This window comes from Streptomyces sp. NPDC045287, assembly GCF_056432325.1.
The window spans coordinates 148,441-164,429 of the sequence record NZ_JBWKJG010000010.1; the positions used below are offsets into that span (position 1 = coordinate 148,441).

Sequence of the window (15,989 nt, forward strand, 5' to 3'; positions counted from 1 at the left end):
GAACGTCATCGGCATCCGCTCGGCCCGGCTCACTGTCGCTGAAACGTAGCGGAGAGCCCCCGGGCCCACCAGCTTTGACCAAGGATTCACCCGGCGCGTCAGTTCCGGGGCCGGCGGGGCGCCCCTTCCAGCCGCGTCGGCGGCAGGAAGTCCCGCACGAGGGTCCGGTGCCACCACGCGCCCGTGGACCGCAGTTCCCGCCAGGTCGTGAAGCGGTACCGGTACAGCCGTGCCCTGACCAGCGCCGGGGGCGCGTCGGGGAACGGGTTGTGGCGCAGCAGCCGCAGCGTGTCCCGGTCCCCTTCGAGGAGCCGCTCCACGAACGGCCCGAACCACCCCGCCGCGTACGCCGGGGAGAGCGCCGCGAACCACATCAGCCAGTCGAGCCGCAGGTGGTACGGGGCGAACTGGCGCGGCATCCGCCGCACGTCGCCGGGCTTGCCCTTGAACTCGTAGGCGCGCCACACGGTCCCGGCGTGCGCCACCGGCTCGTCGGTGCCCTCGACGACGATCTCGTACCGGACCCGGCCCACCGTGCCGAAGGCGCCGTACGTGTTGACCAGGTGCAGCGGGTCGAAGGAGCGGTTCATCGCCTGGTGCCGGGAGAGCAGGTTGCGCACGGGGCGCACGCTCAGCGCCAGCACCAGGACGGTCAGGGCGACGACCAGGAGGGCATACCACAGCGGTGGCCGCGGCAGGTCGGGCGGGGCGGCGACGAGGGTGCCGTCGACGGCGGACAGGGCGAGGACGATGGTGAGCCAGTTCAGCCAGGAGAAGTTCCCGGACAGGACCAGCCACAGCTGGGTCAGCGCGATCAGCCCGGCCGCGGTGGTCGCCACGGGCTGCGGGGTGAACAGAAGGAAGGGGACGGCCAACTGTGCCACGTGGTTGGCGGCCGTCTCCACGCGGTGGAGGGGGCGCGGCAGGTGGTGGAAGAACCAGCTCAGCGGGGACGGCATCGGCTGGGTCTCGTGGTGGTAGTACAGGCAGGTCAGGTCGCGCCAGCACCGGTCGCCGCGCAGTTTGATCAGCCCCGCGCCGAACTCGACGCGGAACAGCAGCCACCGCAGCAGCCACATCACCAGCACGGGCGGCGCGGTCTCGTCGTTGCCGAGGAAGACCGCGAGGAAGCCGGCCTCCAGCAGCAGCGACTCCCAGCCGAAGCCGTACCAGGTCTGACCGACGTTCACGATCGACAGATACAGCCCCCACAGCGCCGCCCACATCAGCATCGACACGGCCAGGGGCACGGCGTCCCCCGCGCCGGCGGCCAGCGCCAGGGCGAGGGCAGCGCCCGTCCAGGCGCAGAGCGCGAAGAACCGGTCGGAGTAGTGCAGGCGGAACAGGCTGGGCGCCCGGCGCGCGGGCACCCTCCGGAGGTACTCCGGCACGGGGGTCATGCCCCGCTCGCCGATCAGCGCCCGGAACTGGAGCGCGGCGCACAGGAACGCGACCAGGTAGAGGCCGGCGAGGCCCCGCTGGAAGAGCAGGCGGCCCAGCCAGTGGTCGGACGAGGCGAACCAGGCGAACGACTCCATCCCCTCCAGTATCAGCCGCGCGCGATCCGGCGCACCGTCCGGCCGAGGCGGCGCGCGTACCACCGCTGGGCGACGGGGACGAGCGGCCCGGCCATCCGCGCGTACCAGCGGGCGGGGCGGCTGAAGGCGGTGACCGTGAACCAGACCGAGCCGTCGGGCAGCTGCTCGACGACGAACGCCTCCTCGCCGCTCTCGGGGTGCCCGGTGAGGGTGCCGTACGCGAAACCGGTGCGCCCCTCCTCGTACGCCGTCCACACGACCTCGCACGGCACGCCGTACTCCAGCGGCCCGACGCCCACGCAGACCCGGACGCGCACGCCGGGTGCCGCCCGGACCGCTTCGGACCGCAGGCGGGCGCCGGAGGCGCGGTGCATCCGCCAGGTGGTGACGGCGGCGCCCGCCGCCTCGAAGACGTCCCGGCCGTGGCCGATCGGGGTGCGGTGGCGCAGGTGGTGGTAGCCGTCCGGGAGGGCGGGGGAGCGGGTCGCGCCGACGTCCGGGTAGGTGAAGCGGAGCGGGGGCGCGGCGGTGGTGCGGCCGGGGCCGCGGACGAACCGGGTCATGCGGGGACCTCCTCGTGGTCCGGAGCGGTGGTGGGGGGTCGGGGGGCCGCCAGGCGGCGCCAGGCCAGGAGCGAGCAGAGCGCGAAGCCCAGGGCGTTGGCGAGGCCGTGGGTGGCGGCCATCCACGCCAGGCTCGGGTGGGGCAGCCCGGTCGCCTCGCCGACTGCCCAGCTCAGGGCCAGCAGCATGGTCGCCGCCAGCACGCCGGCGGAGACGGCCAGCAGCGCCCCGGTGAGCCGGTCGCCGGTGCCGGAGCGCACGTCCCGCCAGGTGAGCAGGGCGACGGCCCACATCCCGGCGGTCAGCACGACGGTCCCGGCCAGCTCGGTCCAGTCGTTGACGAAGTACCCCAGGAGTACCAGGAAGGTGCCGAGGGGGACGCTCAGGGCGGCGAACGGGCCCAGCGGACGGCCGGGGGCGGCGCGGTGCACCAGTCCCGCGACGAGCGCGGCGGCGAACCCGGCGAAGTGGAAGTGCGGCACGGTCAGGTCCAGGATCTCCGGATCGAACCCGAACAGCCGGTGCCCCCACCGCTCGGCGACCAGCGCGGTCGCGGCGACGGCGGGGCTCACCAGGGCGGTGCACAGGGCCACCTCGGCGGGCGCGAGGGAGCGCGTCGCGGCGAGGCGGAGCGGCGCGGCGAGCGCCGGCAGGAGGGTGCCCGCCGCGTAGCAGCAGGCGAGGGCGGTGGCGAGGGCGCCGCGCGGCAGCCACAGCGACACCGCACCCGGTACGGCGAACAGCGGCCAGAGCCGGGCGGCGGCGGCCGTCCCGGGTGCGGGCGCCAGCCGCAGCCCCATCGGGACGACCACGAGCATGCCGAGCATCACGACCAGATCCACCAGGACCGTCACCGCGACGCACCCCCTCCCGCGCTTTGAACGCGTTCAATAATGATGTGCGGAGCGTAGCGCTACGACTTGAACGTGTTCAAGTCGGCTGCCCGGGCCCTCGGGAGGCGGACCTCCGGTTGCGGCCCGCCCCCGGGTCCGGCAGACATGGAAGGACTTGTCCGGTCAGATCGGTGGAGAGGCGGGAGGTTCGCGTGCGTCCACCCTCACGCCGCCCCTCGGCGCGTTCCCGGCGTCCCCTCGCCGCGGCCTCCCTCGCCGTCCTCGCCGGGCTGCTCGCCGCCGGCTGCGGCGACGGCCGCCCCGCCGCCCGCGCCACCGCCGCGGCCGACTCCGTACCCCTCCTCCAGCCGGCCGCCGAACCCGGACCGCACCCCTTCACCCCCTCCACCGCCCTCACCGCCGACCGCGCCGCCGCGCCCCGCCCGCCGTCCCCCACCGCGTCCGGCGGCCCGTCCGGGGCCGCCGCCCGGCCGCCGCGGACCGTCGACGGCGCCACCCCCGGCCTGTACGGCGGCACGCACTCGCTGCCCAGTTGCGACGTGGACCAGCAGGCGCGGTTCCTCACCGCCGACGAGGACAAGGCCCGCGCCTTCGCCCAGGCCGCCGGGGTCACCCCGGGCGGGCTCGGCGCCTGGGTGCGCGGCCTCACGCCCGTGATGCTGCGTGCCGACACCCGCGTCACCGGCCACGGCTACCGCGACGGCACAGCAGCCCCGTACCAGGCCGTCCTCCAGGCGGGCACCGCGGTCCTCGTCGACCGGTACGGCGCGCCCCGCGTCCGCTGCGCCGCGGGCAACCCGCTGCGGGTTCCCGCGGACGTGCGGCCGACCGCCGGGTACCGGGGCGACCCCTGGCCCGGGTTCCGTCCCGAGCGGGTCGTGCTGGTAGGCCCCGCGCGGCGGGCCCTCGACAGCCTCCTCCTCGTGAACGTCCTCAACGGCACCTGGCTCGAACGCGGGGCCGGCACCCGGGGGGAGAAGGACCGCGAGCCCGCCGTGCCCCCGGCGTACGACCCCGGCGACCGGCACGTCGCGGACGGACCCGTACCGGACGGCGACCGGGCGGAGGCGGGCGCGCCCGCCTCCCCGCGGGAGCCGTCCGCCGGCCGGATCCCGGCACCGCCGCCGGCCCTGACGCGGACGCCGCCGCCCGGCCGGCCGTCCGGGCCCCCCGCTCCCGACCCCGTGGCTCCCGACCCCGTGGTGCCCGACGCGCCGACCCGGGGCGGGGGCGTGCCCGACGGGCCGCCGTCCGACGGGCCCGCCGGGTCCGGCGAGCCCCCGTCCGACGAGTCCGCCGGGTTGGAGGGGCCCGTGCCGGACGAACCCCTGCCGGACGCGCCGCCCGAGGGCGACGCCCTGTACGGCCCGCTCCCGGACCCGGTGGCCGCCGAGGAGTGAGGGGAGGGGCGCCCCGTCCTCTCGTACGACTTCTCATCAGTCGATAAACCCGACAAATGATGGCAGAGTGGCTCCATGGTTGATCCGGCAGCGGATGCCCTGTCGCTTCCCGAGGACTGGCCCGCCCACCCGGATCTGAGTCTGTCCCTCAACCGCATGGGCAGCTTCGACTGGGACCTCGACACCGGGCTGATGCACATGGACGAGGTCGCCCTCGCCGTGTTCGAGATGGACCCGGACGAGTACGACGGGCGGCCCGGGAGCCTGGGGCGGAGGGTCCCGCCCAGCGAGTCCGTGCGCCTCGACGGCATGGTGGCGCAGGCCCTCAAGAACGGCAGCACGCACTACGGCGCGTACTTCCGCATCCGCACCCGCGACGGCGGCCTCCGCTGGACCCACACCCAGGGGTTCATCCGCCGCGACGAGAACGGTCGCCCCCACCGGATCATCGGCATCGTCCGCGACGCCACCCAGGAGCTGGCCGAGTCCACCAGCCGGCGGGAGGTCGACATCGAACGCCGCCGCCAGACCAGCGTCGTGGAGTCGACCACCGCCGCCCTCGCCCACGCCCGCACCGTCCAGGACGTCATCGACGTGCTGAGGGACTCCCACGGCCTGGAGCACCTCGGCGCGACCAGCGTCGTCATGGGCCTCCTGGAAGCCGGCCGCATCCACCTGGTCGCCGACGGCCCCGAGGGCTCCTTCGTCCCCGGCACCCGCTACACGCGCGTGGACGAGGAGTACCCCATGAGCGAAGTCGTCCGGACCCTCGCCCCCCGCTTCATCGAGTCGCCCGAGGACTTCGCCGACTCGTACCCGGTCCTCTGGCCGCACATCACCCACCTCGGGATCACCGCCGCCGCGTACCTGCCCCTCATCGCCCAGGCCCGGCCCATCGGCGCGATAGGGCTGCTGTACAGCCAGAAGAAGGGCTTCACGCCCGACGAGCGCAACGTCCTCATCGCCCTCGGCAGCAGCATCGCCCAGAGCCTCCAGCGCGCCATGCTGTTCGAACAGGAGCACGACCTCGCCGAGGGCCTCCAGCAGGCCATGCTCCCGCGCCGCATCCCCGACGTCCCCGGCGCGCAGATCGCCGTCCGGTACCGGGCCGCCCGGCTCGGCCGGGACATCGGCGGCGACTGGTACGACGTGATCCCGCTCCCCGGTGGCCGCGTCGGCGCCGTCATCGGCGACGTCCAGGGCCACGACACCCACGCCGCCGCCGTCATGGGCCAGCTCCGGATCGTCCTGCGCGCGTACGCCGCCGAGGGCCACACCCCCGCCACCGTCATGGCCCGCGCGTCGGTCTTCCTCCGCGAACTGGACACGGACCGCTTCGCCACCTGTACCTACATGGAGGTCGACCTGGCGACCGGCGTCGTCCAGGCCGTCCGGGCCGGCCACGTCGACCCCCTGCTGCGCGACACGGACGGCGACTGCCGGCGGGTGCCCGTGCAGGGCGCTCTGCCCCTCGGGCTCTCCGCCGAGTTCGGCGTGCTCGACTACCCGGTCAGCGTCCTCGAACTCGATCCCGGGCAGACCCTCGTCCTGTACACCGACGGCCTCGTCGAGCAGCCCGGCGCCGACCTCGACGAGGGCATGCAGTGGCTCACCGCCTTCGTCCGCAACGGGCCCGCCGACCTCCAGACACTCGCCGACCAGCTCTGCGACGTGGTGGACGAGCGGGGCGGCGACGACGACGTGGCGGTCCTGCTGCTGCGCCGCCGGGGCGGCTACACCCCGCAGGCGGGCGGCAGGCTCCAGCAGCACGTCGCCCAGAACGACCCCGAGGCGCTGCGCTCCGCCCGCCACATGATCCGTGCGGCCGTCCGGGCCTGGGGCGGACGGGAGCGGTCCGACGAGATCGAGCTGGCCGCCGACGAAATGATCACCAACGCGCTGCTGCACACCGACGGCGGGGCCATCCTCACCCTGCGGATGCTCACCGGGCACGAACGGCGCCTCCGCGTCGAGGTGGAGGACCGCTCCAGCGTCCTGCCGCGCCGCCGCGACGCGGACACGAGCGGCGTGTCGGGGCGCGGCCTGCTGCTCGTGGACCGGCTGGCCGACGTCTGGGGCGTCGAGTCGCGTGGCAGCGGGAAGTGCGTGTGGTGCGAGTTCGCCCTGCCGGACCGGCCTGGGAACGCTCACGAGATCCGGCGAGACATCGGATCAGTCGGCCCGGGCCGTGAAGCCAGGAGCCCCATGTGACGGGAGTGGCGGGACACGGGAGGTCTTGACGCCTGCCATCCCTCGGATGAATAGTGCGGTCGGCGGTCCTGCTGCGGACGCCGACCGACCGGTACGGGAGTGGGGGAGGGGCATGCGGCGCGGCACGCTCGGGCGGAGCGGGGTCACGGTCACCGAGCTGTCGTTCGGGGCGGCCGGGATCGGCAACCTCTACACGCCGGTCACCCCGGAGGGGGCCGCCGCCGCGGTCGACGCCGCCTGGGAGGCGGGCATCCGCCACTTCGACACGGCCCCGCACTACGGCCTCGGCCTCTCCGAGCGGCGCCTGGGCGAAGCCCTGCGCGACCGCCCCCGCGACGCGTACACCGTCGCCACCAAGGCCGGGCGGCTCCTCGTCCCGTACGACGGCGACCCCGCCGGCGACGACCTGGCGCACGGTTTCGCCGTCCCCGCCACGCACCGGCGCGTGTGGGACTTCAGCGCCGACGGGGTGCGCCGCAGCATCGAGGAGAGCCTCGTACGGCTCGGCCTCGACCGGGTCGACGTCGTCCACCTCCACGACCCCGACGACCACGAGGAGGCCGCGTTCCGCGAGGCGTACCCGGCGCTGGAGCGGCTGCGCGCGGAAGGCGTCGTCCGCGCCATCGGCGTCGGCATGAACAGCACGGCCATGCTCACCCGCTTCGTGCGGGACACCGACGTGGACGTCGTGCTGTGCGCCGGGCGCCTCACCCTGCTCGACCAGTCCGCCCTCGACGCGCTCCTCCCGGAGGCCGCCGCGCGCGGCCGGAGCGTCCTCGCCGCCGGGGTCTTCAACTCCGGCCTCCTCGCCGACCCCCGGCCGGGCGCCCGCTACGACTACCGCGCCGCGCCCCTCGCCCTCCTCGAACGGGCCCTGCACACCGAGGCCGTCACCGGACGGCACGGGGTACCGCTCCGCGCCGCCGCCCTGCGCTACCCGCTGCGGCACCCCGCCGTCGCCTCCGTGCTCCTGGGCTGCCGGTCCGCCGACGAGGTCCGCGACGCGGTCGCCCACCACCGCCACCCCGTGCCCGACGCCGTCTGGGACGACCTGCGCGCCGAGGGGCTCCTGCCGTGACCGCCGGTCTCGTCGACGCCCACCACCACGTCTGGGACCTCGCCGTACGCGACCAGCCGTGGCTCGACGGGCCCGGCACGGCCCCGCTGCGGCGCACCTTCACCGCCGACGACCTGGCGCCCGCGGCCCGCGCGGCCGGCGTCCGCACCACCGTCGTCGTCCAGACCGTCACCGTCCCCGGCGAGACGGGGGAGCTCCTCGCCCTCGCCGACCGCCACCCCCTCGTGGGCGCCGTCGTCGGCTGGACCGACCTCACCGCGCCCGACGTCGCCGACCGGCTCGCCGCGCTGCGCGCCCTGCCCGGCGGGCACCGCCTCGCCGGCATCCGCCACCAGGTCCAGGAGGAGCCGGACCCGGACTGGTTGCTCCGCCCCGCCGTGCTGCGCGGCCTCGCCGCCGTCGCCGCCGCGGGACTCGTCTACGACCTGGTCGTCCGCCCCCCTCACCTGCCCGCCGCCACCCGCGCCGCCGCCCTGCTGCCCGGACTGACCTTCGTCCTCGACCACCTCGGCAAACCGCCCGTCGCGTCCGGCGCGCTCGAACCGTGGTCCGGGCACGTCCGCGCCCTCGCCGCGCTCCCCAACACCGTCTGCAAGCTCTCCGGCCTCGTCACCGAGGCCGACCACGCCACCTGGACCACCGCGGACCTCCGCCCGTACGCCGACACGGTCCTCGACGCCTTCGGCCCCGCCCGGCTGATGTTCGGCTCCGACTGGCCCGTGTGCCTCCTCGCCGCCCGGTACGACGAGGTCGTCACCGCCGCCCGCGACCTCACCGCCCGGCTCTCGCCCGCCGAGCGCGCCGCCGTGTTCGCCGACACCGCCACCCGCGTCTACGGCCTGCCGGCCCCGCCGGCCTGACCGCCCGGCGGCCGTTTCCCGCCCGACGGACGCCCGCCTACACTCCGCTGCATGCTGCGCGTACTGGCCGTCGACGACGAGAAGCCCGCCCTGGAGGAGCTGCTGTACCTGCTGCGCTCCGACCCCCGGGTCCGCAGCGCGGAGGGCGCCACCGACGCGACGGAGGCGCTGCGCCGCATCGGCCGGGCCCTGGAGGCGGGACCGGACGGCGAGGACGCCATCGACGTGGTCTTCCTCGACATCCACATGGCCGGGCTGACCGGACTGGACGTCGCACGGCTGCTCGCCGGGTTCGCCAGGCCGCCGCTCGTCGTGTTCGTCACCGCCCACGAGGGGTTCGCCGTGCAGGCGTTCGACCTGAAGGCGGTCGACTACGTCCTCAAGCCCGTCCGCAAGGAGCGCCTCGCGGAGGCCGTCCGCCGGGCCAGCGACCTGTCCGGGCCCGCCCCGGCCGCCCAGGCGGTGGCCGAGCAGATCCCCGTGGAGCTGGGCGGCGTCACCCGGTTCGTCCCGGTCGACGACATCGCGTACGTCGAGGCGCAGGGCGACTACGCGCGCCTGCACACCGACGGGGGCAGCCACCTCGTCCGCATCCCGCTCTCCACGCTGGAGGAGCGCTGGGCGGCACGCGGCTTCGTCCGCATCCACCGCAGCCACCTCGTCGCGCTCGGCCGCATCGACGAGCTGCGGCTGGACGGCGGTGCCACGACGGTGCGGGTGGGCAGCGCCGAACTGTCCGTCAGCCGCCGCCACGCCCGCCAGTTGCGCGAGCTGCTGATGCGGCACGTCCGCGGCTAGCCCCGGGTCACCGGGTCACCGGGGCACCGGCCGCGGGGGCGCCGGCCGCCGGCCCCCGGGTCGCCGGCCTCCGGGCCGCACGCGCGGAGCCGACCGTTCGACGCGCGGATCGCGCCGTTCACCGACGCCCCGCCGGTACGGCCCCACCGGCGGGCGGTACCGCGCCTACCCTTGATCATCCGGAGCTGGGAGGGGGCGGCGGAGTGCCGGAACTCGAAGCGGAGATCGACGCGCTGCGGCGCGAGCTGAGGGCCCTGCGCGCCCTGCCCGCGCCGGACCCGGCCCGCCCCGAGGAGCTCGCCGCGCTCCTCGCCGGGGCCAGGAGCGCCGCCGGGCGCTGGGCGGACGTGCTGGACGAACTCCGCGGGACGGCGCGGGGCCTGGTCGGCCCGCGCGCCGCCGCCGCCCTGGAACTGGCGTTCCGCAGGGCCGAGGAGTCGTACGTGGAGCTGGAGATCGCGCTCGGCGACATCACCCGGGCGGAGTAGGCGACCCGCAGGTCACGGGTAGGACAATCCGCCTACCCGTACGGGAGGGATCTGCGTAAACTCCACCCCCCGAGCCCCCGGGGACCTCCTGAAAAGTCCTCCGGGCCACCACCGCACCGCCGACCCCCGGACACCGATGCCCCCAGAGCCGCAGCCCGCGCCGCGCCGTCCCCGGCGCGAGACCGTCACCGGAGTGCCCCGCTCCGGCCGCCGGCCGCCGGGCCACGCGCCCGCCCGCTCCGAGATCAGCGAGCAGACCACCCTGGGCCACACCTACGTCCGGTCCCTGATGCGCAGCCAGCTCCGCGCCGCGCTCAGGGCCCTCGCCGCCCTCGCCCTGCTCGTCGGCTCCCTGCCGCTGCTCCTCACCCTTCCCGCCGCGCTCGCCCCCGGCGGGGCCGCCCCGTCCTCCGAGCCGTTCCTCTGGGCGGCGCTCGGCGTCGCCGTCCACCCGGTCCTGTGGCTCGTCGCCCGCTGGTACGTGCGCCGGGCCGAGCGCAACGAGCGCGACTTCACCGGCCTCGTCGAAGGCAGGTGAGCCGGGCCGGTGAACCAGAACTACGCGATGGCGGCGGTCGCCGTCGTCGTCGCCGCCACCGTCCTCATCGGCTCCCTCGGCCTGCGCATCTCCCGCACCACCTCCGACTTCTACGTCGCCTCGCGGACGGTCAAGCCGGCCCTCAACGCCGCCGCCATCAGCGGCGAGTACCTCTCGGCGGCCTCCTTCCTCGGCATCGCGGGCCTGGTCCTCCTCCAAGGCCCCGACATGCTCTGGTACCCGGTCGGCTACACCGCCGGCTACCTCGTCCTGCTGGTCCTCGTCGCCGCCCCGCTGCGCCGCTCCGGCGCGTACACGCTCTCCGACTTCGCCGAGGCCCGCCTGGAGTCGCCGTACGTCCGCCGCCTCGCCAGCCTCTTCGTCGTCGGCATCGGCTGGCTCTACCTGCTGCCGCAACTCCAGGGCGCGGGCCTCACCCTGGAGGTCCTCACCGGCGCGCCCGACTGGTTCGGCGGCCTCCTCGTCGCCCTCGTCGTCACCGGCGCCGTCGCCGCGGGCGGCATGCGCAGCATCACCTTCGTCCAGGCGTTCCAGTACGGGCTCAAGCTGACCGCGCTGCTCGTCCCCGCGCTCTTCCTGGTCACCGCCTGGGCCGCGGACGACGCGCCGCGCGCCCGGTTCGACGCGCCCGCCGTCTTCCGCGAGCACACCTCCGTCCGCGTCGACGACACGGTCCGCCTCTCCCTCGACGCCCCGCTGACCGTCACCGTCTCCGGCACGGTCGACACGACCGCGTACGACGGGCGGCGGACCACCCTCGGGGAGGGCCTGCACCGCGTCGAGGCCGGAACCGTCCTCGGCTTCCCGTCCGGCGTCCCCGTCCCCGAGCGCGTCCCCGACCCGGGCGACCCGCTCGGCTGGTCCGGCTCCCTGTCCGGCGAGCCCGACGGGCAGCGGCTCTACGCGACGTACGGGCTGATCCTCGCCACCTTCCTCGGCACCATGGGCCTGCCGCACGTCGCCGTGCGGTTCTACACCAGCCCCCACGGGCGCGCCGCGCGCCGCACCACCCTCGTCGTCCTCGGCCTGGTCGGCGCGTTCTACCTGCTGCCGCCCGTGTACGGGGCGCTCGGTCGGATCTACGCGCCCGAACTGGCCCTGACCGGCGACGCCGACGCGGCCGTGCTGGTCCTGCCGGACAGGCTCGTCGGCGGCCTGGCCGGGGAGCTGCTGGGGGCGCTGCTGGCGGGCGGCGCGTTCGCCGCGTTCCTGTCGACGGCGTCCGGGCTGACCATGTCGGTCGCCGGTGTCCTCAGCCAGGACGTGCTGCCGTCACGGGGCGTGCGCCACTTCCGGCTGGCGACCCCCATCGCCATGGCCGTGCCGCTCGGGCTGAGCCTCGTCGCGTCGAACGTGCCGGTCGCCGACGCGGTGGGCCTCGCCTTCGCGGTGTCCGCCTCCTCCTTCTGCCCGCTGCTCGTCCTGGGCATCTGGTGGCGGCGCCTCACCCCGCCGGGCGCCGTCGCCGGGCTCCTCGCGGGCGGGGGCGCCGCGCTCACGGCCGTCATGGCGACCCGTGCCGGACTCGCCCCGGACGGCTGGCCGCACACCCTGATGGCCTGGCCGGCCGTGTGGTCCGTACCGCTCGGCTTCCTCACCATGGTCTGCGTGTCGCTGGCCACCCCCCGCCACATCCCGCCCGGCACCCCGGCGACCCTCGCCCGGCTGCACCTGCCCGAAGGGTTGATCGGCCGCCCCCAGCCCGAGGGGGCCCAGCGGTGACCGGGACGCTCCTCGCCGCGCTCGCCACCGCCGGGACGCTGCTGCTCGCCGCCGGATTCGCCCTGGGTCGGCTCGCCGCCCGGCGCGAGGGGCGCGACGGCCTCGACCTGGGCACGCCCGTCGAACGCGCCACGTTCCACACCCTGCACACGGCGTCCCTCGCCGCCCCGCCCCTGCGCGCCGGGCTCACCGAGGACACCGCCCGCAAGGCCGCCCGCCGGCTGCGCCCCCTCCTCGGCACCGAGGCCCTCGCCCTCACCGACCGCACGGCCGTCCTCGCCTGGGACGGCACCGGCGGCCACCACGCCGAGCAGGTCATGGAGCACGTCGCGGGGGTCCTCGCGTCGGGCCGCGGGCAGAGCGTGCGAGCCGGGTGCGCCGACCCCGGCTGCCCCCTGCGCTGGGCCGTCATCGCCCCGCTCACCGGCGAGGAGGGCGTCGTCGGCGCGCTCGTCGCGTACGGGTCGCGCGAGTCCGCCGTCCTCGTGCGGGCCGCGACGGAGGTCGCCCGCTGGGTCTCCGTGCAACTCGAACTGGCCGAGCTCGACCTGTCCCGGACGCGGCTCATCGAGGCGGAGATCCGCGCCCTGCGCGCCCAGATATCCCCGCACTTCGTCTACAACTCGCTCGCCGCGATCGCGTCGTTCGTCCGCACCGACCCGGAGCGGGCGCGGGAGCTGCTGCTGGAGTTCGCGGACTTCACCCGGTACTCGTTCCGCCGGCACGGCGACTTCGCCCAGCTGGCCGACGAACTGCGCTCCATCGAGCAGTACCTGGCGCTCGCCGGGGCCCGCTTCGGCGACCGGCTCCAGGTGACGCTCCAGGTGGCGCCGGAGGTGCTGCCGGTGACGCTGCCGTTCCTGTGCCTCCAGCCGCTGGTGGAGAACGCCGTCAAGCACGGCCTGGAGGACTCCCGCAGGACGTGCCGGATCACCATCGCCGCCCGGGACGCGGGCGCCGAGGCCGTCGTGACCATCGAGGACGACGGCGTCGGCATGGACCCGGACGTGCTGCGCGCCATCCTCGCGGGCGAGCGCCCGCAGTCGTCCGGCATCGGCCTGCCCAACGTCGACGAGCGGCTGCGCCAGGTGTACGGCGACGCGTACGGCCTGGTGGTGGAGACGGGCATCGACGCGGGCATGAAGGTCACCGTCCGCGTCCCCAAGTACCGGGCGGGCGTCCACCGCGACGCGCCCTAGCGGCCCGGCGCCCCTACAGCGCCGTCCACGGCGTGTCCGGGGACGCGCGGCGGCGCTGCCGGTCGGCGCCCGTGCCGTGGGCCAGCACCCGCTCCACCAGATCCCGCACCTCCGCCTCGTCGCCGCTCGCCTCCAGCGCCGGGCGCACCCGGTCGAGCAGGGCCCGCACCGCCTCGGCCGCCGGGACGCGGTCGCCGGTCACCGGGTGCAGGGCGGGGCCGCGCACCCCGTACCGGGCCGCCGTCCACAGGGCGGCGCCCGCCGCGTGGTCGGGCAGCCGCGGCGCGGGCCGGCCCCGTACGACGGCGTCGAGCGCGGTGGTCACCAGGGCGCGGGTGAGCCCGGCCTGGAGCACGGCCTCGTCCACGCTGGGCGTGACGTCCGCGACCCGCACCTCCACGGTCGGCAGGTGGTTCGAGGGGCGCGCGAACCAGTACGCGTTGGTGGCGCGGGACGGCAGCACGCCCGTGCGGCGCAGGGCGGCGACCGTCCGGTCGTACTGCTCGGCGGAGGCGAAGCGGGGCGGGATCTGGTGGGTGGGCCAGCGGGACAGGACGAGCGCGCGCCAGCTCGCGTGACCGGTGTCCGCGCCCTGGTGATAGGGGGAGTTGGCGGAGAGCGCGAGCAGGACCGGCAGCCAGGGCCGCAGGTGGTTGAGGACGGCCACGGCGGACTCCCGGTCGGGCACGCCGACGTGGACGTGGCAGCCGCAGGTCTCCGTCTCGTCGGTGAGCCGCCCGTACAGCCGGGCCATCTGCCGGTAGTGACGGGTCGGGGTGACGGTGCGGGCCGGCGCGGCCATCGGCGCCGTGCCGCTGGCGAGCGGGCGGAGACCGGTCTTGCGGGCCGCCCGGCCCAGCCGGTCCCGGGCCGCGGCCAGCTCGGCGCGCAGCCCCGCCAGGTCGGTGCACACGGCGGTCGCCGTCTCCACCATCGTCGTCAGCAGCTCGCGCTGGAGCGCCCGCCCCGGCCCGCCGTCCGGCCGGTGCCGCGCCCGGTCGGCGTCCAGGACGTCACCGCCGCCGCCCACCGGATTGCCGCCGACCGCGTCGAGCAGGAGGAACTCCTCCTCGACGCCCAGGGTCACCTCGCCAGCCGCGGGCACCGCGACCATCAGGACCACCACCACTTCCGCCCCAGCCGTACGGACACGCGCTCGGTGCGGCGCCGGCAGGCACCGGCGGCCCCCCACAGGATGACCGGCGCGGTCGCCCTCGGCAACGGCGCGTTTCGGGCACTTCGGGACCCGCGCGGCCGTCCCGGTTCAGTACAGGTGGAGCGCCAGGTGGCAGAGCGGCAGGCCGAGCTGCCACGACGGCAGCCACGCCCGCGCCGACTCGTCCACCGCGACCCCGGCCGCCGAGGGCGCCGGCAGCGCTCCCAGGTCCGCCGCGAACAACTGGGTCTCCTCCAGCAGCCGCCAGGTCTCCAGCGCCAGGGCCACCCCCGGCTCGCCCTCGCCCTCGCGCTCCCGCCGCGCGGCCAGCCGCTCCCGCACCCACTCCGGCCAGGGGTGGTCGTACGAGGTGCGGTCCAGCCACTCCTCCACCTGCTCCTCCGGCCCCGCGCCGTCGCTGAGGTAGACCGTCAGCGCGAGCGTCCGGCGGCCCGCCACGTACTCCAGGGAGCCGGTCTCCACCAGCCCGCCCTTCCGCAGCAGCTCGTCGGCCAGGTACTCGGCACACAGCCAGTCCATCGGGACGGCCAGGCCGCCCCCGCCGGTGCCGTTCGTGCTCTCGGGCCGCAACGTTCCCACCTTCTCCCGGACGTTCTCGCGCGCGTCACTCGGCCACGCACCCCTAGACGACGAGCCTCCACCGAAAGGCCGGGCGAGAGGCCGCTCTTTGCACAACTTCACGGTGTGGTTTCGCATACGTTCCCGTCCGTGCCGTTACGCCTGGGAAGGAACGCATCCGATGGGCCCCCGGAGACGGGCGGGCTCAGGCGCCGGACCGCCCGGCGGACGGCAGCCGGCCCCTGTCGGCGCCCCTGCCGGCGCCCGGGAACGCCCGGCTGTACCCCGGCAGGCACCGTCCGAGCGCCCGCAGCGCGTAGTACGACCGCGACTTGACCGTCCCCGCCGGTATGCCGAGCTCCTCGGCCGCCTCGTTGACCGTCAGCCCGTCGAAGTAGATCCGCTCCAGCACGGCGCGGTGCGCGGGGCTCAGCCCGGCCACCGCCGCCCGGATGTCGAGCGCCGCGACCGCGGACTCGGTGGGGTCGGCCGGGTCGGGGGTGGTGGCGAGGACCCCGTCCCCGATCTCCGTCGGGCGCGCCATGCGGGAGCGCCGCGCGTCGATCGCCAACCGCCGGCCGACCGTGAACAGCCAGGGCCGCATCGACTCGTACGGCGCCTCGAACGCCTCGGGGTGCTGCCACGCCCGGACCAGCGTCTCCTGCAGCAGGTCCTCGGCTCGCTGCTGGTCGCCGTAGGTGAGCCCGAGGAGGAAGCTCAGCAGCGCCGGTCCGTGTTCCCGCTGGAGCTCCTCCAAGGCCCGCTCGTCGGTGGTCGTCGTGGCCGTCGTCATCGTTCACATCCCTTCCCGCCGGCTCCAGGACCCACGAGCGGTATCCGAACGCATCCGGGCCCGTCCGGACAGGCGGCGCACCGAGGTCTGCGACGAGCGGTCGCACCGAGCGGCGAGTGGTGCGCCGAACGGTCGGCGCGAGGACATGAGGCCAATGAGGCGAATTTATCGTACTTATGCCACTGAATTAT

The 15,989-nt window shown here is 75.7% G+C and carries 15 protein-coding genes; 9 read left to right on the forward strand and 6 right to left on the reverse strand.

Features of this window, described 5'->3' with window-relative positions; translation table 11 throughout:
- Window positions 1–98: 98 nt before the first annotated feature.
- Genes AC07D6_RS18420 through AC07D6_RS18430 form a run of 3 tightly spaced genes read right to left on the reverse strand, consistent with a single transcriptional unit; the run spans window position 99 to window position 2,955 of the window.
- Entirely contained in the window at window positions 99–1,538 is a 1,440-nt protein-coding gene (locus tag AC07D6_RS18420; protein ID WP_479045503.1) for a lipase maturation factor family protein, read from the reverse strand.
- Between the two features lie 11 nt (window positions 1,539–1,549).
- Window positions 1,550–2,101, reverse strand: a complete 552-nt coding sequence (locus tag AC07D6_RS18425; RefSeq protein WP_479045506.1) for a DUF1990 family protein — start codon at window positions 2,099–2,101, stop codon at window positions 1,550–1,552.
- A complete protein-coding gene (locus AC07D6_RS18430; RefSeq protein WP_479045508.1) occupies window positions 2,098–2,955 on the reverse strand; it encodes a YndJ family protein in 858 nt (285 codons plus the stop codon). Before AC07D6_RS18430 ends, AC07D6_RS18425 begins: the two co-directional genes overlap by 4 nt.
- Before the next feature lie 191 nt (window positions 2,956–3,146).
- Between AC07D6_RS18430 and AC07D6_RS18435 the strand changes: the two genes are divergently transcribed.
- The 9 genes from AC07D6_RS18435 to AC07D6_RS18475 all read left to right on the forward strand — a co-directional run bounded on the left by AC07D6_RS18435 (window position 3,147) and on the right by AC07D6_RS18475 (window position 13,270).
- Window positions 3,147–4,355 carry a DUF6777 domain-containing protein gene (locus AC07D6_RS18435; RefSeq protein ID WP_479045510.1) on the forward strand — a complete coding sequence of 403 codons (1,209 nt, stop codon included), beginning with the start codon at window positions 3,147–3,149 and terminating at the stop codon, window positions 4,353–4,355.
- Window positions 4,356–4,430: 75 nt separating this feature from the next.
- Window positions 4,431–6,566 carry a SpoIIE family protein phosphatase gene (locus AC07D6_RS18440; protein WP_479045512.1) on the forward strand — a complete coding sequence of 712 codons (2,136 nt, stop codon included), beginning with the start codon at window positions 4,431–4,433 and terminating at the stop codon, window positions 6,564–6,566.
- Between the two features lie 112 nt (window positions 6,567–6,678).
- Window positions 6,679–7,644 carry an aldo/keto reductase gene (locus AC07D6_RS18445; RefSeq protein WP_479045759.1) on the forward strand — a complete coding sequence of 322 codons (966 nt, stop codon included), beginning with the start codon at window positions 6,679–6,681 and terminating at the stop codon, window positions 7,642–7,644.
- Window positions 7,641–8,504: an amidohydrolase family protein gene (locus tag AC07D6_RS18450; RefSeq protein ID WP_479045514.1), complete on the forward strand. Its 864-nt coding sequence runs from the start codon at window positions 7,641–7,643 to the stop codon at window positions 8,502–8,504. The genes AC07D6_RS18445 and AC07D6_RS18450 overlap by 4 nt, the downstream gene beginning before the upstream one ends.
- A 51-nt stretch (window positions 8,505–8,555) precedes the next feature.
- Entirely contained in the window at window positions 8,556–9,302 is a 747-nt protein-coding gene (locus AC07D6_RS18455) for a LytR/AlgR family response regulator transcription factor (protein ID WP_315879513.1), read from the forward strand.
- Between the two features lie 203 nt (window positions 9,303–9,505).
- Complete coding sequence (locus AC07D6_RS18460; RefSeq protein WP_315879512.1) at window positions 9,506–9,790, forward strand: hypothetical protein; 285 nt, start codon at window positions 9,506–9,508, stop codon at window positions 9,788–9,790.
- A gap of 136 nt (window positions 9,791–9,926) precedes the next feature.
- Window positions 9,927–10,328: a hypothetical protein gene (locus tag AC07D6_RS18465; RefSeq protein WP_479045517.1), complete on the forward strand. Its 402-nt coding sequence runs from the start codon at window positions 9,927–9,929 to the stop codon at window positions 10,326–10,328.
- A gap of 9 nt (window positions 10,329–10,337) precedes the next feature.
- On the forward strand, window positions 10,338–12,071 hold the full coding sequence (locus tag AC07D6_RS18470; protein ID WP_479045520.1) for a sodium/solute symporter: 1,734 nt from the start codon (window positions 10,338–10,340) through the stop codon (window positions 12,069–12,071).
- Complete coding sequence (locus tag AC07D6_RS18475; RefSeq protein ID WP_479045522.1) at window positions 12,068–13,270, forward strand: sensor histidine kinase; 1,203 nt, start codon at window positions 12,068–12,070, stop codon at window positions 13,268–13,270. The genes AC07D6_RS18470 and AC07D6_RS18475 overlap by 4 nt, the downstream gene beginning before the upstream one ends.
- A 13-nt stretch (window positions 13,271–13,283) precedes the next feature.
- Here AC07D6_RS18475 and AC07D6_RS18480 read toward each other — a convergent pair whose 3' ends face one another.
- The 3 genes from AC07D6_RS18480 to AC07D6_RS18490 form a co-directional block, all read right to left on the reverse strand.
- Window positions 13,284–14,384, reverse strand: coding sequence for a carboxylate-amine ligase (locus AC07D6_RS18480; RefSeq protein WP_479045524.1), 1,101 nt, complete (start codon window positions 14,382–14,384; stop codon window positions 13,284–13,286).
- Window positions 14,385–14,534: 150 nt separating this feature from the next.
- Window positions 14,535–15,017, reverse strand: a complete 483-nt coding sequence (locus tag AC07D6_RS18485) for a hypothetical protein (protein WP_479045527.1) — start codon at window positions 15,015–15,017, stop codon at window positions 14,535–14,537.
- 193 nt (window positions 15,018–15,210) lie between these two features.
- Window positions 15,211–15,798: a sigma-70 family RNA polymerase sigma factor gene (locus AC07D6_RS18490; RefSeq protein ID WP_315879506.1), complete on the reverse strand. Its 588-nt coding sequence runs from the start codon at window positions 15,796–15,798 to the stop codon at window positions 15,211–15,213.
- Between the last annotated feature and the right edge of the window lie 191 nt (window positions 15,799–15,989).